18 protein-coding genes are annotated in these 18,946 nt (G+C 65.4%); 15 read left to right on the plus strand and 3 right to left on the minus strand.

Annotation, left to right across the window (positions count from 1 at the left end; genetic code table 11):
• The 5 genes from AB5S05_RS22275 to alaC form a co-directional block, all read left to right on the plus strand.
• On the plus strand, nt 1-118 hold a 118-nt coding region (locus AB5S05_RS22275; RefSeq protein ID WP_438943601.1), incomplete at its 5' end, for a hypothetical protein.
• A gap of 282 nt (nt 119-400) precedes the next feature.
• The gene (locus AB5S05_RS20585) at nt 401-1,612 is read left to right on the plus strand and encodes a CmpA/NrtA family ABC transporter substrate-binding protein (RefSeq protein WP_369289392.1); all 1,212 of its coding nucleotides are present in this window, start codon (nt 401-403) and stop codon (nt 1,610-1,612) included.
• Nucleotides 1,613-1,632: 20 nt separating this feature from the next.
• Nucleotides 1,633-2,211: an ANTAR domain-containing response regulator gene (locus AB5S05_RS20590; RefSeq protein ID WP_369289393.1), complete on the plus strand. Its 579-nt coding sequence runs from the start codon at nt 1,633-1,635 to the stop codon at nt 2,209-2,211.
• 194 nt (nt 2,212-2,405) lie between these two features.
• Nucleotides 2,406-3,770, plus strand: coding sequence for a pyridoxal phosphate-dependent decarboxylase family protein (locus AB5S05_RS20595; RefSeq protein WP_369289394.1), 1,365 nt, complete (start codon nt 2,406-2,408; stop codon nt 3,768-3,770).
• A 146-nt stretch (nt 3,771-3,916) separates the two neighbouring features.
• Entirely contained in the window at nt 3,917-5,155 is a 1,239-nt protein-coding gene (gene alaC, locus AB5S05_RS20600; protein ID WP_369289395.1) for an alanine transaminase, read from the plus strand.
• 54 nt (nt 5,156-5,209) lie between these two features.
• Here alaC and AB5S05_RS20605 read toward each other — a convergent pair whose 3' ends face one another.
• Complete coding sequence (locus AB5S05_RS20605) at nt 5,210-5,602, minus strand: hypothetical protein (protein ID WP_369289396.1); 393 nt, start codon at nt 5,600-5,602, stop codon at nt 5,210-5,212.
• A gap of 178 nt (nt 5,603-5,780) precedes the next feature.
• Between AB5S05_RS20605 and AB5S05_RS20610 the strand changes: the two genes are divergently transcribed.
• The 4 genes from AB5S05_RS20610 (at nt 5,781) to AB5S05_RS20625 (ending at nt 9,812) form a co-directional block, all read left to right on the plus strand.
• On the plus strand, nt 5,781-6,095 hold the full coding sequence (locus AB5S05_RS20610; RefSeq protein ID WP_369289397.1) for a transcriptional regulator: 315 nt from the start codon (nt 5,781-5,783) through the stop codon (nt 6,093-6,095).
• A 459-nt stretch (nt 6,096-6,554) separates the two neighbouring features.
• Entirely contained in the window at nt 6,555-7,943 is a 1,389-nt protein-coding gene (locus AB5S05_RS20615) for a CmpA/NrtA family ABC transporter substrate-binding protein (RefSeq protein ID WP_369289398.1), read from the plus strand.
• A 60-nt stretch (nt 7,944-8,003) separates the two neighbouring features.
• Nucleotides 8,004-8,993, plus strand: coding sequence for an ABC transporter permease (locus tag AB5S05_RS20620; protein ID WP_369289399.1), 990 nt, complete (start codon nt 8,004-8,006; stop codon nt 8,991-8,993).
• Between the two features lie 24 nt (nt 8,994-9,017).
• Nucleotides 9,018-9,812, plus strand: coding sequence for an ABC transporter ATP-binding protein (locus tag AB5S05_RS20625; protein ID WP_369289400.1), 795 nt, complete (start codon nt 9,018-9,020; stop codon nt 9,810-9,812).
• A 33-nt stretch (nt 9,813-9,845) separates the two neighbouring features.
• Here AB5S05_RS20625 and AB5S05_RS20630 read toward each other — a convergent pair whose 3' ends face one another.
• Together AB5S05_RS20630 and cbpA are read right to left on the minus strand one after the other, a co-directional pair.
• Nucleotides 9,846-10,151 (minus strand): chaperone modulator CbpM, encoded by a 306-nt coding sequence (locus AB5S05_RS20630; RefSeq protein WP_369289401.1) that lies wholly within the window; start codon nt 10,149-10,151, stop codon nt 9,846-9,848.
• On the minus strand, nt 10,148-11,101 hold the full coding sequence (cbpA, locus tag AB5S05_RS20635; protein ID WP_369289402.1) for a curved DNA-binding protein: 954 nt from the start codon (nt 11,099-11,101) through the stop codon (nt 10,148-10,150). The genes AB5S05_RS20630 and cbpA overlap by 4 nt, the downstream gene beginning before the upstream one ends.
• A 201-nt stretch (nt 11,102-11,302) precedes the next feature.
• Between cbpA and AB5S05_RS20640 the strand changes: the two genes are divergently transcribed.
• The 6 genes from AB5S05_RS20640 (at nt 11,303) to nirD (ending at nt 18,928) form a co-directional block, all read left to right on the plus strand.
• A complete protein-coding gene (locus AB5S05_RS20640) occupies nt 11,303-11,746 on the plus strand; it encodes a thioesterase family protein (RefSeq protein ID WP_369289403.1) in 444 nt (147 codons plus the stop codon).
• Nucleotides 11,747-11,810: 64 nt separating this feature from the next.
• Nucleotides 11,811-12,296, plus strand: coding sequence for a cytochrome C (locus tag AB5S05_RS20645; RefSeq protein ID WP_369289404.1), 486 nt, complete (start codon nt 11,811-11,813; stop codon nt 12,294-12,296).
• A gap of 458 nt (nt 12,297-12,754) precedes the next feature.
• Nucleotides 12,755-13,966: a nitrate/nitrite transporter gene (locus tag AB5S05_RS20650; protein ID WP_369289405.1), complete on the plus strand. Its 1,212-nt coding sequence runs from the start codon at nt 12,755-12,757 to the stop codon at nt 13,964-13,966.
• A gap of 228 nt (nt 13,967-14,194) precedes the next feature.
• The gene (locus AB5S05_RS20655) at nt 14,195-15,862 is read left to right on the plus strand and encodes a bifunctional protein-serine/threonine kinase/phosphatase (protein ID WP_369289406.1); all 1,668 of its coding nucleotides are present in this window, start codon (nt 14,195-14,197) and stop codon (nt 15,860-15,862) included.
• 286 nt (nt 15,863-16,148) lie between these two features.
• The gene (gene nirB, locus AB5S05_RS20660) at nt 16,149-18,605 is read left to right on the plus strand and encodes a nitrite reductase large subunit NirB (protein ID WP_369289407.1); all 2,457 of its coding nucleotides are present in this window, start codon (nt 16,149-16,151) and stop codon (nt 18,603-18,605) included.
• On the plus strand, nt 18,602-18,928 hold the full coding sequence (nirD, locus tag AB5S05_RS20665; protein WP_369289408.1) for a nitrite reductase small subunit NirD: 327 nt from the start codon (nt 18,602-18,604) through the stop codon (nt 18,926-18,928). The genes nirB and nirD overlap by 4 nt, the downstream gene beginning before the upstream one ends.
• The last annotated feature ends 18 nt before the right edge of the window (nt 18,929-18,946 follow it).

The raw sequence follows: 18,946 nt of genomic DNA on the forward strand, positions 1-18,946 counted from the left end.
CTACGCGAAGGACATCGACAGCATGGCTGCCGACGTCTACCGCTACCTGTCCTTCGACCAGATCGCCGAGTTCCGCGAAGCGGCTGCCAACGCCCAGATCCCGGTCGTTCAAGCCTAAGCGTTACCCTGCGTGAAGAAGAGCCCCGCCCAGTGCGGGGCTTTTTCGTTTCCGCCCGCACGATACGAACAGGCGCGTCCTGCGTTCCGGCGGGCACTGGTCACGGCGCTTCTTTTACGCTCACGGGCCTCTCGGGCCGGCTGCTGGCATATCGCTTGCTTTATTCTGCCTAGCAGAGCCCCTCCAACGGCGGAACGGCTCACCGACATTGGCGTCGTCCCGTCGCTGCACCAGGCAGCCACAGGGAAGGCGCCCTCTTGCGTTACAGACAGGATAAGCACTATGAGCGAGCATGAGACTCCCCGCGCCGACGCCTTGGCCTGGGTCACTGGCGGCGATGCCCCGGAAAAGCGCTCACTGAACATCGGCTTCATGGCCCTGACCGACGCGGCCTCGGTGATAGTCGCCGCGACCCAGGGCTTCAGCGAGAAATACGGCCTGACCCTCAATCTGCAGCGCCAGGCCTCCTGGGCAACCCTGCGCGACAAACTGCTGAGTGGTGAGCTGGATGCGGCGCACAGCCTCTATGGATTGATCTATGGGGTACAGCTCGGCCTCGGCGGCGCTCCCGCCACCGACATGGCTATCCTCATGGGGCTCAACCAGAACGGGCAGAGCATCAACCTGTCGCAAGGCCTCAAGTTCGCCGGTGTGACCACTGGCGACGCACTCAATCTGCGCGCGCACCAGAGCGGTGCAAAACTGACCTTTGCCCAGACTTTCCCCACCGGCACCCATGCCATGTGGCTCTACTACTGGCTGGCCAGCCAGGGCATCCATCCGCTCGATGACGTCGACAGCGTGGTGGTGCCGCCACCGCAGATGCTCGCCCACCTCAAGGCCCGACGCATCGACGGTTTCTGCGTCGGCGAGCCCTGGAGCGCCCAGGCGGTGGACGAGGAGCAAGGCTTCACCCTGGCCACCAGCCAGTCGATCTGGCCCGACCACCCCGAGAAGGTGCTCGGCTGCACCCGCGCCTTCGTTCTGCAGAACCCCAATACCGCTCGGGCGCTGGTAATGGCGGTGCTCGAGGCCAGCCGCTTCATCGACACCAGCGAGGAAAACAAGCGCAGTACCGCCCAACTGCTCAGCGCCAGCGACTATCTCGACGCACCGCTCAGCGCCATCCAGCCGCGCTTTCTCGGCCACTACCAGGACGGGCTCGGCCATGCCTGGCTGGATCGCCACCCCCTGCGCTTTCATGCCGAGGGCGCGGTCAACATGCCCTACCTCTCCGACGGCATGTGGTTCATGACCCAGTTCCGCCGCTGGGGCCTGCTGCGCGAGGACCCCGATTACCTCGGTATCGCCCGCCAGGTGCAACGCCTTGACCTCTACCGGCAAGCGGCGGAGGCTTTGAATATAGGTGTGCCGAACGAAATGCGTGGCGCCACACTGCTTGACGGCCATACCTGGGACGGTTCCGACCCCGCTGGCTACGCGCGCAGCTTTGCCCTCCACGCCTTGGCCGACAGCAACGCTGTCGCCCTGTAATTGCCCCGAGACCCGCCACCATGCTGCGCATCCTCTTGATCAACGACACCCCGAAGAAGGTCGGCCGCCTGAAGACGGCGCTGACCGAGGCCGGCTTCGAGGTCATCGACGAGTCAGGGCTGACCATCGACCTGCCCGAGCGCGTCGAGGCCGTTCGCCCCGATGTCATCCTGATCGATACCGACTCCCCCAGCCGCGACGTGATGGAACAGGTGGTGCTGGTCAGCCGCGACCAGCCGCGCCCGATCGTCATGTTCACCGACGAACACGACCCCTCGGTGATGCGTCAGGCTATTCAATCCGGCGTCAGTGCCTATATCGTCGAAGGCATTCATGCCGCGCGCCTGCAACCCATCCTCGACGTGGCCATGGCTCGCTTTGAGAGTGACCAGGCGCTGCGCGCCCAACTGCAGGCGCGGGAGGCCCAGCTGGCCGAGCGCAAGCGCATCGAGCTGGCCAAGGGCCTGCTGATGAAGATGAAAAGCTGCAATGAAGAAGACGCCTACACCCTGATGCGCCGCCAGGCCATGAGTCGCCAGCAGAAGCTGATCCAGGTCGCCGAGCAGATCATTGCCATGCACGACATGCTGGGCGGCTGACCTCCCGGGGCAGCGCGATACGCCTGCCCCCTCCCTTCGCACCAGCTGTACCGCTCGCCACGCCGCTGTTGCAGTCGCTCCCTGCAGCCACCACTTCACTGTACGGACATATCCGCGGGCGGGTGTGCCTGCTGCTCCGGCGCAGCGCCGACTAAGGTATTAAGCCTCTGCAGCCCATCGACAGCGAGCTCCCCATGAACAGCCCCAGCGACGAACGCCACCTCCTGGCCGAAGCCGATCGACGCGCCCTGGCGTATGTTGACGGCATTGCGACCCGCCCGGTCTTCCCCCCCTCGAGCGCAATCGAGGCACTGCAGGCCTTCGACGAGCCGCTGCCAGCCACCGGCTACCCCTGCGAGCAGGTCCTGCAGCGCCTCGACGACATCGGCTCGCCCGCCACGGTCGCGTCCAACGGCCCGCGCTACTTCGGCTTCGTCATCGGTGCCACCCTGCCTGCGGCGGCCGCCGCTGAACGCCTGGTACTGGCCTGGGACCAGTGCGCCTCCTCGTTCGACAACTCGCCGGTCGCCGACACCCTGGAGCGCATCGCCGGCCGCTGGGCCCTGGAGTTGCTCGGCCTGCCTCAGGAAAGTGCGGTGGGCTTCGGCACCAGCGCCACGGCCTGCACCCTGGCCTGCCTCTCGGCCGCCCGTCGCAGCCTGCTGGCGCGCCAGGGTTGGGACTTCGATGGTGACGGCCTGGCCGGGGCGCCGGCGGTTCGGGTCGTGGTGTCGGCCAGTTGCCACATCACCGTGAAGAAGGCCCTGCGCATCTTGGGCTTCGGCACCAACCACCTGATAGTCGCGCCCACTGACGCCGAGGGCCGGGTCGATCCAGCGCAACTGCCCGCGCTGGACGCCTCGACCATCCTCTGCCTGCAGGCCGGCGAGGTGAATACCGGCGAATTCGACCCCTTCGCCGAACTCATCCCCCGTGCCAAGGCGGCCGGCAGCTGGGTCCACGTCGACGGCGCCTTCGGCCTCTGGGCCCGCGCCTCCTCGTCGGCATCGCTGGCTGCGGGGGTCGAACTGGCCGACAGCTGGACCACCGACGGCCACAAGTGGCTGAACACGCCCTACGACGGGGCCATGGCCATCTGTCGCGACGCGGACGCCCTGGCCAGCGCGATGAACAGTGATGCGGCCTATGCCAGCGCCTCCAAGGATGCGCAGAAGAACCTCAGTCTGGAGTTCTCGCGCCGGGCCCGCGGCGTGCCGATCTGGGCCGCCCTGGCATCGCTCGGGCGCGAAGGCCTGCGACGCATGATCGACACCCATATTCGCCAGGCGCGCCATCTGGGCGCCCGCCTTCAGCAGGCGGGCTACCAGGTGCTCAACCGGGTGGTGTTGAACCAGGTGCTGGTGCGCGCCGATACGGACGCGCAGACCCAGGCGATCCGCCAGGCCGCCCAGGAGTCCGGGCAGGTCTGGTTCGGCCCCACGGTCTGGCAGGGGCGCCCGGCATTCCGTCTGAGCGTCTCCTCGTGGCGCACCAGCGACGCCGACATCGAGGCCCTGATCGAGCTGCTGGTCGAACTCAAGGAACAGACTCCGGCCTGAACCGAGGATGAGCGGCTGGCGCCGGCCGCAGCTGACGCACGTCGCCCCTCGACAAGGGCGCGGACTGCGCTTATCTTCGCCTTCTGGCCAGCACACTGGCCAACGTCGCTCGGACGGTTCCGGGCGCTTACGTTTCCGAGGAAAGCATGGCTGATCAAGCTTCGCGCCGCTTTGCGCGCATCGATCGACTCCCCCCCTACGTCTTCAATATCACCGCCGAGCTGAAGATGGCCGCCCGCCGCCGTGGCGAGGACATCATCGACTTCAGCATGGGCAACCCCGACGGCCCCACCCCGCCGCACATCGTCGAGAAGCTGTGCACCGTCGCCCAGCGCGACGACACCCATGGCTATTCCACCTCCCGCGGTATCCCGCGGCTGCGCCGTGCCATCTCGCGCTGGTACCAGGACCGCTACGCGGTGGAGATCGACCCGGAGAGCGAGGCCATCGTCACCATCGGCTCCAAGGAAGGCCTGGCCCACCTGATGCTGGCCACCCTGGACCATGGCGACACCGTGCTGGTGCCGAACCCCAGCTACCCGATCCATATCTATGGCGCAGTGATTGCCGGTGCCCAGGTGCGCTCGGTACCGCTGGTGCCGGGCGTGGACTTCTTCGCCGAACTGGAGCGGGCCATCCGCGAGTCTATCCCCAAGCCGAAGATGATGATCCTCGGCTTTCCCTCCAACCCCACCGCGCAATGTGTGGAGCTGGATTTCTTCGAACGGGTGGTGGCCCTGGCCAAGCAGTACGACGTGCTGGTGATCCACGACCTGGCCTACGCCGACATCGTCTATGACGGCTGGAAAGCGCCGTCGATCATGCAGGTGCCAGGGGCCAAGGACATCGCCGTGGAGTTCTTCACCCTGTCCAAGAGCTACAACATGGCCGGCTGGCGTATCGGCTTCATGGTCGGCAACAAGGAACTGGTCAACGCCCTGGCGCGGATCAAGAGCTACCACGACTACGGCACCTTCACCCCCCTGCAGGTCGCGGCCATTGCCGCCCTGGAAGGCGACCAGCAGTGTGTGCGCGATATCGCCGAGCAATACCGCCAGCGCCGCAATGTGCTGGTCAAGGGCCTGCACGAGATTGGCTGGATGGTCGAGAACCCCAAGGCCTCGATGTACGTCTGGGCCAAGATCCCCGAGCCCTATGCCGCCATGGGTTCGCTGGAGTTCGCCAAGAAGCTGTTGGCCGAGGCCAAGGTCTGCGTCTCGCCGGGGCTCGGCTTCGGGGACTATGGCGATGATCATGTGCGCTTCGCCCTGATCGAGAACCAGGACCGCATCCGCCAGGCCGTGCGCGGTATCAAGGCCATGTTCCGCGCCGACGGCCTGCTCCAGGCGCCAGCGGCCAAGGCACGCAAGGCGCCCGGCAGCTAACCCCCCGCATTGTTGCGCCATGTCCGACCCGGGCATGGCGTCACGGCGCAGCCCTCAGCCCGAGTAGTCCAGCACCGTCCAAACCCGGCTCAATCCCGCGCCTATCACGCAACCGGCCTTGTCCAGTCGCTGATTATCATGCAGCGACATCAGGGTGGTCAGCCCGTCGGCGAGATCGCGGCGCTCACTCAGCCATTGCACCTTGCCGCAATTGGGGGTGTCGATCACGTAGCTGGCGGTGACGGCCGATTGCTGGCCGGGCAGCCTGATCACATCCAGCACCACGCCCTGCTCCTCGACCCGCTTGCCGTCGGACACCAGCACCGCCCAGGCCTGGCCGTTCTCGATTACCAGGTAGCTGCCGTTGGCTTTTGGCTGTTCGACCTGGGGCTGGGCGCAAGCGCCGAGCAGCATCGTCAACACAATCGTCATCAACTTCTGGTGCATTGCTATTGCCTCCTCCGCAGTGCCCTCGACCGAGGCCATTAGTCCCGGCCGGCGTGGCCCTCTCGTCGATGATGGGCAGACTATTACTCAATACTGTTTATTTGTACAGTATTTTTCAACTACCCTTGACCACGTCATCCGCAAAGACCAATCCACTGCATCAATCGGGAGCACAACGATGCTGGACGTACTGCAACTGAAACACAGCATGAACCGAATGCCGCTGGAGAAGGTGCGCAACACGGTCGAGCAACTGCACCTGGAAGGCATCGTCACCGAGAGCAAAACGCCGTTTTCGCGGGTGCACTTCAATACCTGCTTCGCCGAGCTGGAAGCGCTGCTGCAGCGCGCCGGCTACCACAAGCAACTGGACGTGGTCGGCTATCAGGGCCAAGCCTACGCCCTGTTCGATCCGGCCCGCTGGGAGGCGGTACAGGTGCTCCGCTGGCTGAGGGACTACCTCGAGCAGCAACAAGAGCCATCCGCCTCCTGAGCCTTGCTCCCAGGTTCGCCAGTGTGTCCTGCCTTCGCCGCGCAGCCGCGCACGAAAACCGAACCAAAAGCGTTCGAGGGTGCATTTGTCGTGCACCTCAATTGCTCAAACCGGCCCGGGCTATGGCAATGACCTGGCCAGCGTCGTCTGCACATCGGCGCCCGCTGATGCTAGATAGAGCATCAATTAAATCTCTTATCTAGCTGTTTTAACGCGTTTTTTTGTAGCGCCCTAGAATCATTCAAGGTACCGCAATGGCGCTACCGGCAGCTGCTGCGCAGGCTTGGCGGAAAACCTGGCAAGCCCCTTGCTTATATCCAACCAAGACCTAACACCCGTCTTCGGATCGCCAACGGCGGTGATCGAGACGAATAGACAAAGACGTCAAAGGCACCTGCCACTCCCATGGCCAGGCTGTCTGCGGCGTCTTTTTTCGTTTCTGAGACCTGAGGATTCACCATGCGTAATTCCATCGCTCGCCGTTCCCTGCTGAAGAAAACCCTGACCGGCCTCGGCTGCGCCGCCGTCATGCTGCTGTCGCCGCTGAGCCTGCAGATCGCCCACGCCGCCGCCCCGGAAAAAGACGAGCTCAAGCTCGGTTTCATCAAGCTGACCGACATGGCGCCACTGGCGATCGCCTACGAGAAGGGTTACTTCGAGGACGAAGGTCTCTACGTCACCCTCGAGGCCCAGGCCAACTGGAAGGTGCTGCTGGACCGGGTGATCACCGGCGAACTGGACGGTGCCCATATGCTCGCCGGCCAGCCGCTGGGCGCGACCATCGGTTTCGGCACCAAGGCCGATGTGGTTACCGCCTTTTCCATGGACCTCAACGGTAACGGCATCACCGTTTCCAATGCCGTCTGGGAAGAGATGAAGAAGCACGTGCCGATGGAAAACGGCAAGCCGGTGCATCCGATCAAGGCCGATGCCCTGAAGCCGGTGATCGAGCAGTACAAGGCCCAGGGCAAGCCCTTCAACCTGGGCATGGTGTTTCCGGTATCCACCCACAACTATGAGCTGCGCTACTGGCTGGCGGCCGGCGGCATCAACCCCGGCTACTATGCGCCGGCCAAGGGCGACATCGCCGGCACCCTCAGTGCCGACGCCCTGCTTTCGGTGACCCCGCCGCCGCAGATGCCCTCGACCATGGAAGCCGGCACCATCGATGGCTACTGCGTGGGCGAGCCGTGGAACCAGCAGGCGGTATTCAAGGGTATCGGCGTACCGGTGATCACCGACTACGAGATCTGGAAGAACAACCCGGAGAAGGTCTTCGGTGTCTCTAAGGCCTGGGCCGAGGCCAACCCGGAAACCCACAAGCGCCTGATCAAGGCGCTGATCCGCGCCGCCATGTGGCTGGATGAGAACAACAACGCCAACCGCCAGGAAGCGGTGGATATCCTCTCGCGGCCGGAGTACGTCGGCGCCGACGCCAAGGTGATCGCCAACTCGATGACCGGCACCTTCGAGTACGAGAAGGGCGACAAGCGTGAAGTCCCCGACTTCAACGTGTTCTTCCGCTACAACGCCACCTACCCCTACTACTCCGACGCCATCTGGTATCTGACCCAGATGCGCCGCTGGGGTCAGGTCGGCGAAGCCAAGCCGGACAGCTGGTACTTCGACGTGGCCAAGCAGGTCTATCTGCCGGAGATCTACAAGAGCGCCGCCGCCGAGCTGGTCGCCGAGGGCAAGGCCAAGGCCGAGGACTTCCCGCCGGCCAGCGATGACGGCTTCCGCGCACCGACCAACGAGTTCATCGACGGCCTGACCTACGACGGTCGCCAGCCGAACGCGTACATCAACCAGTTCAAGATCGGCCTGAAACCCGACTCGCTCCTGTAACGCACCAAACTGCCCCGGGAGCCGGACACGCCGGCTCCCCTTTGCTCCGAGGACAAGACGATGAGCAACCCCGCCGTCGCCCAGCCTATCCAAGACACCCTGAAAACCGCCCGCAGCGCCGCGTTCAAGCGCTGGCTGCCGAGCGTGCTGATGCCGGTGGTCGGCATCCTCGCCTTCCTCCTGTTCTGGCAGATAACCGCGGGCAGCATCGACACCAGCCTGGGCAAGTTTCCCGGTCCCACCCAGGTCGCCAGCCAGTTTGGCGCCCTGGTCAGCGAACATCTGCGCGAAGCGCAGAAGGCCGATGCCTTCTACGCTCGCCAGGAACAACGCAACGCGGCCAAGCAGGCGAAAGATCCCGATGCCCAGGTGAAGATTCGTCCCTATACCGGCAAGCCGACCTTCTTCAAACAGATCTTCACCAGTCTCTATACGGTGATGACCGGCTTCGTCATCGCCTCGCTGGTGGCGATCCCCCTGGGTATCGTCTGTGGCCTGAGCAAGCCGATCTACAACGCGGTCAACCCCCTGATTCAGGTGTTCAAGCCAGTCTCGCCGCTGGCCTGGCTGCCGCTGGTGACCATGGTGGTCAGCGCCGTCTACACCAGCAGCGACCCGCTGCTGGCCAAGTCCTTCATCACCTCGGCGATCACCGTGGCGCTGTGCTGCCTGTGGCCGACCGTGATCAACACCACCGTGGGCGTGGCCAACCTGGATCAGGACCTGCGCAACGTCAGCCGGGTGCTCAGCCTGTCGCCGCTGGCGCATGTGCAGCGCATCGTGCTGCCCGCCGCCATTCCGATGATCTTCACCGGCCTGCGCCTGTCGCTGGCCACCGGCTGGATGGTGCTGATCGCCGCCGAGATGCTGGCGCAGAACCCGGGCCTGGGCAAATTCATCTGGGACGAGTTCCAGAACGGCAGCTCCAACTCGCTGGGTCGGATCATGGTCGCGGTGATCGTCATCGGCCTGATCGGTTTCGTCCTCGACCGCCTCATGCTCATGCTCCAGCGCCGTGCCAGCTGGGACAAGCACGCCGACCTGCGCTAACGCCCTTCGACCTAGGAGTCCGCCATGAACAATGCACACCTCGAACTGACCGGCGTCGGCATCAGCTTCCCCACCGACAAGGGCCTGTACTGCGCCCTGCAGAACGTCAACCTGAAGATCGACAAGGGTGAGTTCGTCTCCCTGATCGGCCATTCCGGCTGCGGCAAGTCGACGGTGCTGAACATCGTCGCCGGCCTCTATCAGGCCAGCACCGGCGGGGTGATTCTCGACGGGCGCGAGGTCAACTCGCCGGGCCCGGAGCGCGCCGTGGTGTTCCAGAATCACAGCCTGCTGCCCTGGCTGAGCTGCTACCAGAACATCGAACTGGCCGTGCGCCAAGTGTTCCAGGGGCGCAAGAGCAAGGCCGAGATGCGCGAGTGGATCGAGCACAACCTCGAACTGGTGCACATGAGCCACGCCCGCGACAAGCGCCCCAGCGAAATATCCGGGGGGATGAAGCAGCGCATCGGCATCGCTCGGGCCCTGGCCATGCAACCCAAGGTATTGCTGATGGACGAGCCCTTCGGCGCCCTCGACGCCCTGACCCGCGCCCACCTGCAGGATTCACTGATGGAAATCCATGCCGATCTGGGCAACACCGTGATCATGATCACCCATGACGTCGACGAGGCGGTGCTGCTGTCCGATCGCATCGTCATGATGAGTAACGGCCCGGCCGCTACCGTCGGCGATATCCTCAAGGTCGAACTGGCCCGCCCGCGCGAACGCATGGCCCTGGCTCACGATCCACGCTATCACGAGTACCGCGCCGCAGTGCTGGAGTTCCTCTACCAGAAACAGCAGCGTCCGGCGGCCTGAGGCCGGACAGGGCCGGGGCTCGCAGCCCGGCACTCAGTCCTCGACGAAGCGGCTCAGGCGCTGCCTGAGCATGCGATTCTCGGCACGCAGCTCGTCCAGTTCCTCGAGCAGGTTCAAGGCCAGGGCGATGCCGGCCCAGTCGATCTCGAGGTCGCGCTGCAGCCTGGCGGCGCGCCGCGCGATATCCAGCGCCGCAGCGTCGAACAGCCACTGCTCGGGGGTATCGCCACTGGGCTCGATGATGCCCTGCTCGACGATCTCGACCAGGCACTCCTCGGGCAGTTCCGCCAGCCGGCAGAACTCATCGCGGCGCCACTGCACACGCAAGGTGGTGATCATGGTCGCTTACTCCACTCGCTTCGTGGATCGAAACCGGCTTGTTCGGCCAGTTGCTTCCAGAGTTGTTGGGTCGCCGCATCGCTCCGGGCTGGCATGACCACCTTGAGCACGGCATACAGGTCACCACTGCCACCCAGCTTGTTGACCAGCCCCTTGCCCTTGATGCGCAGACGCTGGCCGGTCTGGCTGTTGGCCGGAATGGTCAGATGCACCTTGCCCTTGAGCGTGGGCAGCGTGACCTTGGTGCCCAGCGCCGCTTCCCAGGGCGCCAGTGGCACCGTGATGATCAGGTTGTGCCCCTCGACATCGAACAGCGGATGCGGGACCAGGCGAATGACCAGATACAGGTCGCCGTTCAGCGCGCCGCCCACCCCGGGGGCGCCCTGCCCCTTGAGGCGAATGCGTTCGCGATCGGCAACACCCGGTGGAATCTTCACATTGAGGGTCTTGCTGATGTCGGCCAGGCGCCGACCGGCGCCGTCGTACTGGGGGATCTGGTAGACGATCTTCTTCGACTCGTCGGCCAGGGTGTCCTCGAGAAAGATCGGCAGCTCCATTTCCACATCCTGACCGCGAAAGCCGGCTTCACGGCTCCCGGGCCCGGGGCCGCGCCCGGCTGCACCGAATATGGCTTCGAAGAAGTCGGAGAAATCCCGTCCTTCGCGAGCGCCACCGCCAGCGAAGCCACCGGCGCCCTGCCAGCCGGGGGGCACCTCGAAGCCACCGCCGGCCTGACCGTATTGGCGCACCTCGTCGTACTCGGCGCGCTTTTCCGCATTGCCGAGCACTTCATAGGCCTCGGCCACTTCCTTGAATTTATCCTCCGCGCCTGGCTCGCGGTTGACGTCTGGATGGTACTTGCGGGCCAGCTTGCGGTAGGCGGTCTTGATCGCCTGGGTATCGGCGTTCTCGGCCACACCAAGAATCGCATAGTAGTCTTTGAACTCCATGAACTCCCCCTCGAGGGTTGCGCAGCAACGCTTATCAGAACTGTAGCCACATCTCGGGGCATTGACCGATGCACGGGCGCCGACGAGCAGCGCCACCCGCCCCCATTCAGCGGGCGAATCGGGCACCACCGGTGCGCGCCCCGGTACAATCGCGCTGCCGCCGAACCCGGCGCATCATCCAGCCCGAATGAGATTCCGATCATGGCCCGCCTGCAGCTCGCCTTTCCACCCGACCAGTTCTGCTACAGCACCTTCCTGACGGTGCGCGTCAGCGATATCAACGCCGCCAATCATCTGGGCAACGACTCGATGATCTCGATGATCTCCGAGGCCCGCGCACGCTTTCTGTTCGAGTATGGCATCGAGGAAACCCAGGAGGACGGCACCGGCATCATCGTCACCGACCTGGCCACCACCTACCGCGCCGAGGCCCATGCCCGCGATCAGCTGCTGTTCGAGGTCGGGGTGATGGACTTCAACAAATACGGCGGCGACATCACCTTCCGCATCACCCGACCCGCCGACGGCGTGCTGGTGGCGATGGCCAAATCGGGGTTCGTGTTCTTCAACTACAGACGCAGACAGGTGGTGGAAATGCCTGCGGCCTTCGCCGCCAAGTTCCCCGGTGTCAACCGCCTGGACTGAGCGGGCGCTGCCGGCGGGCCTGGGCTATACCTAGTGGCAGCGTGCAACCTCATGAGGTTCAGCCATGTTTTCCACTGCCGCTTCACTGCCCCGCCTGGTATTGGCCGGCCTGCTGATCTGCAGTTCGCTGGCCCTGGCCGACGACGCACAAATCGAGCGTGGTCGCTACCTGGTCAAGATCGCGGGCTGCAACGACTGTCATACCGCCGGCTATCTGCAGGCCCCCGGCGCGATACCCGAAAGCGATTGGCTCAAGGGCGACCGGATGGGCTGGAATGGGCCCTGGGGCACCAGCTATGCGAAGAATCTGCGCCTGCGACTGGCGCAGCTCAGCGAGAGCCAGTGGCTGGCCCTGGCCCGCACGGCCGATTTCCGTCCGCCCATGCCCAACGAAACCCTGCACGTCATGACCGACGATGACCTGTTGGCGATCTACCAGCTGGTCAGATACCTCGGGCCTGCGGGCGAGCCGGCCCCTGAGGCCCTGCCGCCGGGACAGGTGCCAGTGGGTCCGGTGGTGATCTTCCCGTCGCCGCCTGCCGGCGACTGATAGCGCCCAGTGGCCGTTTAGCAAGTCGGGGATCCGTCACCCTGCGCGCCCCGTTGCAGCGCACGGAACGGCGTGACGCCCCATTTTGATTCATTCGATGCGCCTCCGTGCGCCATCAAGCCCCGATTTTAGTGGCCCTGGCCGGTTGGCTCGGCTCTTGCTTTGACACACCCACAAGCAGCCAATGGCGGCTGCCTTCACAAACGACAAAGACGTCGCCTCACCCTCGCCCAACGGCGCCCGGTGACGCGACGTTTTTCGTTTTCGCCCCAACGCCCGGGGCTGGCGGCGCCGCTGTGATCCAGCGGCGCCGCCGGTAACGCTCTCAACCCAGCTGTGGCTTCGGCCGCAGGGCGTGGCACCACAAGTGCGGCGCCTCCCCGGCGGGTGCGGCCACCGTGTCCACGACCATGGTGTCTCGCGCCCGGCCGGGTTCCTTCTTGCTGACGAGGTGATCGATGAATAACAGTTTCTGGAAGGCCGGCCATACACCGACGCTGTTCGCCGCTTTTCTCTATTTCGATTTGAGCTTCATGGTCTGGTACCTGCTCGGGCCGCTGGCCGTGCAGATCGCCACTGCCCTCGAGCTGAGTGCCCAGCAGCGTGGCCTGATGGTCGCCACGCCGATCCTGGCCGGCGCCGTGTTGCGCATCTTCATGGGCCTGCTGGCCGATCGCCTGTCGCCGAAGACTGCCGGCCTGCTCGGCCAGGTCGTGGTGATCTGCTCGCTGTTCGCCGCCTGGAAGATCGGCATCCAGACCTATGAGCATGCGCTGCTGCTCGGCCTGTTCCTCGGTTTCGCCGGCGCAGCCTTCGCCGTCGCCCTGCCGCTCGCGTCCCAGTGGTACCCGGCCGAACACCAGGGCAAGGCCATGGGCATCGCCGGGGCAGGCAACTCCGGTACCGTCCTGGCGGCGATCTTCGCCCCCGGTCTGGCGGCCCTGTTCGGCTGGCAGAACGTGTTCGGCTGGGCGCTGATCCCGCTATTGATCACCCTGGTGATCTTTGCCCTGGTGGCGAAGAACGCCCCCGAGCGGCCCAAGCCGAAAGCCCTGGCCGACTACCTCAAGGCCCTGGGCGACCGCGACAGCTGGTGGTTCATGTTCTTCTACAGCGTCACCTTCGGCGGCTTCATCGGCCTGGCCAGCGCCCTGCCCGGCTACTTCAACGACCAGTACGGCCTGGACCCGGTGACCGCCGGCTACTACACCGCCGCCTGTGTCTGCGCCGGTAGCCTGCTGCGTCCGTTCGGCGGCGCCCTGGCCGACCGCATCGGCGGCATTCGCGCACTGCTGCTGATGTACACCCTCTCGTCGCTGTGCATCGCCGCGGTTGGCTTCAACCTGCCCAGCTCGGCGGCCGCACTGGCGCTGTTCGTCGCCGCCATGCTCGGCCTGGGCGCCGGCAATGGCGCGGTGTTCCAGCTGGTGCCGCAACGCTTTCGCAAGGAGATCGGCGTGATGACCGGCCTGGTCGGCATGGCCGGCGGTGTCGGTGGCTTCCTGCTGGCAGCCGGCCTCGGCGCCATCAAGCAGCACACGGGCGATTACCAACTGGGTCTGTGGCTGTTCGCCAGCCTCGGCGTGCTGGCCTGGGTCGGCCTGCACGGCGTCAAGCTGCGCTGGCGCACCACCTGGGGCTCGGCGGCGGTGACTGCCGCGCGGGTATAACAGACTAACGTAGGGTGGACGACGCTTTGCTCAGCGGCCAATCGCCGGCCCGGTAAAGCGCGCTCCACCCTACGCCCCGAGAAAGCTGAGGGTTGCGGCAAAGGCGGGCTGACCGACGGGGTGGCAATGCACTGGTCAGGCGCAACGAGGGAGCCGGCGACGGTCAAACCCTCAGCCCGGGCGCCAGCCCGCCTTTGCCACAGCCCTTAACCCAACAGGACTGCCTACATGGCCCTGCAACTGACCTTCGGCGAAGCAAGCGCCACCGGCCCCCGCCAGGAGAATCAGGACGCCATTCGCGTGGTCACCCCGGCGCCGGCGCTGGCGGTGAGCAAGGGCTACCTGTTCGCCCTGGCCGATGGCGTCAGCCAGTGCGCCGACGGCGGCCTGGCGGCGCGGGCGACCCTGCAGGCACTGGCCCTGGACTACTACTCGACCCCGGAAACCTGGGCGGTGGCGCAGTCGCTCGACCGCCTGCTGGTCGCCCATAATCGCTGGCTACAGGCCAATGGCGGCGGCCAGCCACTGTTGACCACCCTTACCGCCCTGGTCCTGCGCGGCCGGCGCTTCACCCTCGCACATGTCGGCGACTGCCGCGCCTATCGCTGGCTCGATGGCCAACTCGAGCGCATCAGCGAGGACCATGTCTGGGAGCAGCCCGGCATGCAGCATGTGCTCAAGCGCGCCATGGGCCTGGACCAGCACCTGATGGTCGACTACCTGGACGGCGAGCTGCGCCAGGGCGAAAGCTTCCTGCTGGTCAGCGACGGCGTCTGGGCCACCCTCGGCGATGCCGGCATCCAGCGCATCCTGCACGACGAAGCGGACCCCGCCGCGGCCTGTCGCGCCCTGGTCAGCGCCGCCCACCTGGCCGGCAGCCAGGATAACGCCAGCGCCCTGCAGGTGCGCATCGAGGGCTTGCCGGAGAGCGCCCTGGCCGACACCCTGGCCCAGCTCGAGCACTGGCCGCTGCCGCCCAAACTGCGCGAGGGCCAGGATTTCGAGGGTTGGCAGGTCGAGGGCGTGTTCGCCGAATCGCGCCAGTCGCTGGTCTACCGGGTGCGCGACAGCCAGGCGCGCCCCTGGCTGCTGAAGACCCTGCCGCTCAGCCGGGCCGATGAGCCGCAGGCCGGGCCGGCGCTGCTGCAGGAGGAATGGTTCCTGCGCCGCGTGGCCGGCCGCTATTCCCCGGAAATCCATCCCCTGCCCCGGCGCCAGCACCTCTACTACGTGCAACGCGAATATGCCGGCAAGACCCTGGCCGACCAGTTGCGCCAGGCCGGCCCACTCGGCCTGCCGCAATGGCTGGAGATCGCCACGCGCCTGGTCAAGGCCCTGGGCATGCTGCATCGTCGCAACATCCTGCACCGCGACATCAAGCCGGAAAACCTCCTGTGGAGCGACGACGGCGAGTTGCGCGTGCTGGATTTCGGCCTCGCCTACTGCCCCGGCCTGTCCCGTGACGAGCCCGGCAGCCTGCCCGGCACCCCCAGCTATATTGCGCCGGAGGCCTTCGCCGGCAGCGCCCCCGACGTCCGTCAGGATCTCTATGCCGCCGGGGTGACTCTCTATCACCTGCTGACCGGCCACTATCCCTATGGCGAGATCGAGGCCTTCCAGCACCCGCGCTTCGGCAACCCGACCGCGGCCAGCCGCTACCGCCCCGACCTGCCGAGCTGGATCGACGAGAGCCTCAATCGCGCGGTCAGCGCCGCTCCGGCGCAACGCTACGAAACGGCCGAGGAATGGCTGCTGGTCCTCGAGCAAGGGGAACGCCAGGCCTTGAGCAGCCGGCCGCGGCCCCTGCTCGAACGCGAACCGCTGAAGGTCTGGCGCAGCGTCGCCCTGCTGGCGCTGCTGCTCAACCTGGTCCTGCTGATCCTGCTGCTGAAGTAGTAGCTGCCTCCGACTGGTGCGCGCACCAGAAAGGCGCGCGCCGCCTTAAACGGGTGCAGGAAAACTGCCTGAAAACCCCGACCCAGCCAGCCAATCGCCCGCATTACGGGGGCTTCATGGAATTGGCACAGTCTCTGCTTAGGTATTGGCACAATTTCATAAAGTACGGCCTTCAACGTAGAAGACCGCACTTCCCGAGAGAACGGGACTTGGACAAAGGCGTCCTCGCTAGGTGACTAGCGGGACGCCTTTTTTGTTTTCCGGTTATGCAGGACGGTGAGAAACCATGAAAAAACTCAAATTGGTAATGATCGGTAACGGCATGGCCGGCGTGCGGACGCTCGAAGAGCTGATCAAGCTCGCCCCGGACCTGTACGACATCACCGTGTTCGGTGCCGAGCCGCACCCGAACTACAACCGCATCCTGCTCTCGCCGGTGCTGGCCGGCGAACAGACCTTCGAGGAGATCGTCCTCAACGACCTCAACTGGTACGCGCAGAACGACATCAAGCTGCTGCTCGGACGCAAGGTGGTGCAGATCGACCGCAAGCAGCGCCGGGTCATCGCCGAGGATGGCAGCGAAGCCGAGTACGACCGCCTGCTCATCGCCACCGGCTCCAACCCCTTCATCCTGCCGATCCCGGGCAAGGACCTGGATGGCGTGATCGGCTACCGCGACATCGCCGACACCCAGCGGATGATGGACACCGCCAAGACCCACAAGCACGCCGTGGTCATCGGCGGCGGCCTGCTCGGCCTGGAAGCGGCCAACGGCCTCAAGCTGCGCGGCATGGACGTCACCGTGGTGCACCTGGGCGACTGGCTGCTGGAACGCCAGCTCGACCGCACCGCCGGCGACCTGCTGCAGCAATCCCTGGAAGACCGCGGCCTGAAGTTCCTCCTGCCCAAGCAGACCGCCGAGTTGCTGGACAACGGCGAAGGCCGGGTCTGCGCGGTCAAGTTCAAGGACGGCGAGGTGATCCCGGCCGATCTGGTGGTGATGGCCGCCGGTATCCGCCCCAACACCGAGCTGGCGGAAAAAGCCGGGATCGCCTGCAATCGCGGCATCCTGGTCAACGACACCCTGCAGACCTACGACCCGCGGGTCTATGCCATCGGCGAATGCGCCAGCCACCGCGGCATCGCCTACGGTTTGGTGGCGCCGCTGTTCGAGCAGGCCAAGGTCTGCGCCAACCACCTGGCCCAGCTCGGCTTCGCCCGCTACCAGGGCTCGGTGACCTCGACCAAGCTCAAGGTCACCGGCATCGACCTGTTCTCCGCCGGCGAGTTTATGGGCGCCGAAGGCACCGAGACCATCACCCTGTCCGACCCGATCGGCGGCGTGTACAAGAAGCTGGTGATCAAGGACGACGTACTGGTCGGCGCCTGCCTGTACGGCGACACCGCCGACGGCGGCTGGTACTTCCGGCAGATCCGCGAGAACCACAACGTCAGCGAGATCCGCGACCACCTGATGTTCGGCGAGAACGCCATCGGCGACGTCGGCCACCAGGGCGCCGACAAGACCGCCAACATGGCCGACAGCGCTGAGGTCTGCGGCTGCAACGGCGTGTGCAAGGGCACCATCGTCAAGGCCATCCAGGAGAACGGCCTGTTCTCGGTCGACGAGGTCAAGAAGCACACCAAGGCCGCCAGCTCCTGCGGCTCCTGCGCCGGCCTGGTCGAGCAGATCCTGATCAGCACCGTCGGCGGCGCCGCCGACGTCAAGCCCAAGAGCGAGAAGGCCATCTGCGGCTGCTCCGAGCTCAACCACGGGCAGATCCGTAAGGCGATCCGCGACGAGCACCTGGTCACCATGGCCCAGACCATGGAGTTCCTCAACTGGAGTACGCCCAACGGCTGCGCCACCTGCCGCCCGGCGCTGAACTACTACCTGATCTCCACCTGGCCGGGCGAAGCCAAGGACGACCCGCAGTCGCGCCTGATCAACGAGCGCGCCCACGCCAACATCCAGAAGGACGGCACCTACTCGGTGGTGCCACGCATGTGGGGCGGCGTGACCAACCCGTCGGAGCTGCGGCGCATCGCCGACGTCGCCGACAAGTACAACGTGCCCATGGTCAAGGTCACCGGCGGCCAGCGCATCGACCTGCTGGGCATCAAGAAGGACGACCTGCCCGCCGTGTGGAAGGACCTCGACATGCCCTCCGGGCACGCCTATGGCAAGTCCATTCGCACCGTGAAGACCTGCGTCGGTAGCGAGTTCTGCCGCTTCGGCACGCAGAACTCGACCCAGCTGGGTATCGACCTGGAGCACGACCTGTTCAATATGTGGTCGCCGCACAAGGTCAAGCTGGCCGTCTCCGGCTGCCCGCGCAACTGCGCCGAGGCCGGCATCAAGGACGTCGGCATCATCGGCGTGGACTCTGGCTGGGAGATGTACATCGGTGGCAACGGCGGGATCAAGACCGAGGTCGCCGAGTTCTTCGTCAAGCTCAAGACCGCCGAAGAGGTACGCGAATACAACGGCGCCTTCCTCCAGCTATACCGCGAGGAAGCCTTCTACCTGGAGCGCACTGTGCACTACATGCAGCGCGTGGGCATGGATCACATCAAGAAGGCCGTGCTGGAAGACGAGGACAACCGCAAGGCGCTCAACGCCCGCCTGCAGTTCGCCCTGTCGTTCGAGCAGGATCCCTGGCAGGAACGCATTGCCCAGCCGCAACTGAAGAAAGAATTCGACCGCATCCCGGTCGTCGACGCCCTGGAGACCGCCCTATGAACTGGCTGGATATCTGTGCCCTGGAAGAGATCAACACGCTCGGCTCGCGCATCGTCGCCGGCCCCAAGGGCGATATCGCGGTGTTCCGCACCGCCGGCGACGAGGTCTTCGCCCTCGACGACCGCTGCCCGCACAAGGGCGGCCCGCTGTCCCAGGGGCTGATCTACGGCAAGCGGGTGGCCTGCCCCCTGCACAATTGGCAGATCGAGCTGGAATCGGGCGAAGCGGTCGCCCCCGATGTCGGCTGCGCCCACCGTCACCATGCCAAGGTGGAGAACGGCCGGGTGCTGCTGGCCCTGAACACCGCCGAAAAGTGCGCATAAGCCCTAGGGTGGAAAACG

Source organism: Pseudomonas zhanjiangensis, assembly GCF_041027545.1.
GTDB classification, from domain to species: Bacteria; Pseudomonadota; Gammaproteobacteria; order Pseudomonadales; family Pseudomonadaceae; genus Aquipseudomonas; species Aquipseudomonas zhanjiangensis.

Coding starts and splice junctions, on each gene's coding strand:
- nirD (WP_369289408.1), top strand. CDS start 18,602: ATGAACTGGCTGGATATCTGTGCCCTGGAAGAGATCAACACGCTCGGC.
- AB5S05_RS20620 (WP_369289399.1), top strand. CDS start 8,004: ATGAGCAACCCCGCCGTCGCCCAGCCTATCCAAGACACCCTGAAAACC.
- AB5S05_RS20640 (WP_369289403.1), top strand. CDS start 11,303: ATGGCCCGCCTGCAGCTCGCCTTTCCACCCGACCAGTTCTGCTACAGC.
- cbpA (WP_369289402.1), bottom strand. CDS start 11,101: ATGGAGTTCAAAGACTACTATGCGATTCTTGGTGTGGCCGAGAACGCC.
- AB5S05_RS20585 (WP_369289392.1), top strand. CDS start 401: ATGAGCGAGCATGAGACTCCCCGCGCCGACGCCTTGGCCTGGGTCACT.
- AB5S05_RS20655 (WP_369289406.1), top strand. CDS start 14,195: ATGGCCCTGCAACTGACCTTCGGCGAAGCAAGCGCCACCGGCCCCCGC.
- AB5S05_RS20630 (WP_369289401.1), bottom strand. CDS start 10,151: ATGATCACCACCTTGCGTGTGCAGTGGCGCCGCGATGAGTTCTGCCGG.
- AB5S05_RS20605 (WP_369289396.1), bottom strand. CDS start 5,602: ATGCACCAGAAGTTGATGACGATTGTGTTGACGATGCTGCTCGGCGCT.
- AB5S05_RS20650 (WP_369289405.1), top strand. CDS start 12,755: ATGAATAACAGTTTCTGGAAGGCCGGCCATACACCGACGCTGTTCGCC.
- AB5S05_RS20625 (WP_369289400.1), top strand. CDS start 9,018: ATGAACAATGCACACCTCGAACTGACCGGCGTCGGCATCAGCTTCCCC.
- AB5S05_RS20645 (WP_369289404.1), top strand. CDS start 11,811: ATGTTTTCCACTGCCGCTTCACTGCCCCGCCTGGTATTGGCCGGCCTG.
- nirB (WP_369289407.1), top strand. CDS start 16,149: ATGAAAAAACTCAAATTGGTAATGATCGGTAACGGCATGGCCGGCGTG.
- AB5S05_RS20615 (WP_369289398.1), top strand. CDS start 6,555: ATGCGTAATTCCATCGCTCGCCGTTCCCTGCTGAAGAAAACCCTGACC.
- alaC (WP_369289395.1), top strand. CDS start 3,917: ATGGCTGATCAAGCTTCGCGCCGCTTTGCGCGCATCGATCGACTCCCC.
- AB5S05_RS20610 (WP_369289397.1), top strand. CDS start 5,781: ATGCTGGACGTACTGCAACTGAAACACAGCATGAACCGAATGCCGCTG.
- AB5S05_RS20595 (WP_369289394.1), top strand. CDS start 2,406: ATGAACAGCCCCAGCGACGAACGCCACCTCCTGGCCGAAGCCGATCGA.
- AB5S05_RS20590 (WP_369289393.1), top strand. CDS start 1,633: ATGCTGCGCATCCTCTTGATCAACGACACCCCGAAGAAGGTCGGCCGC.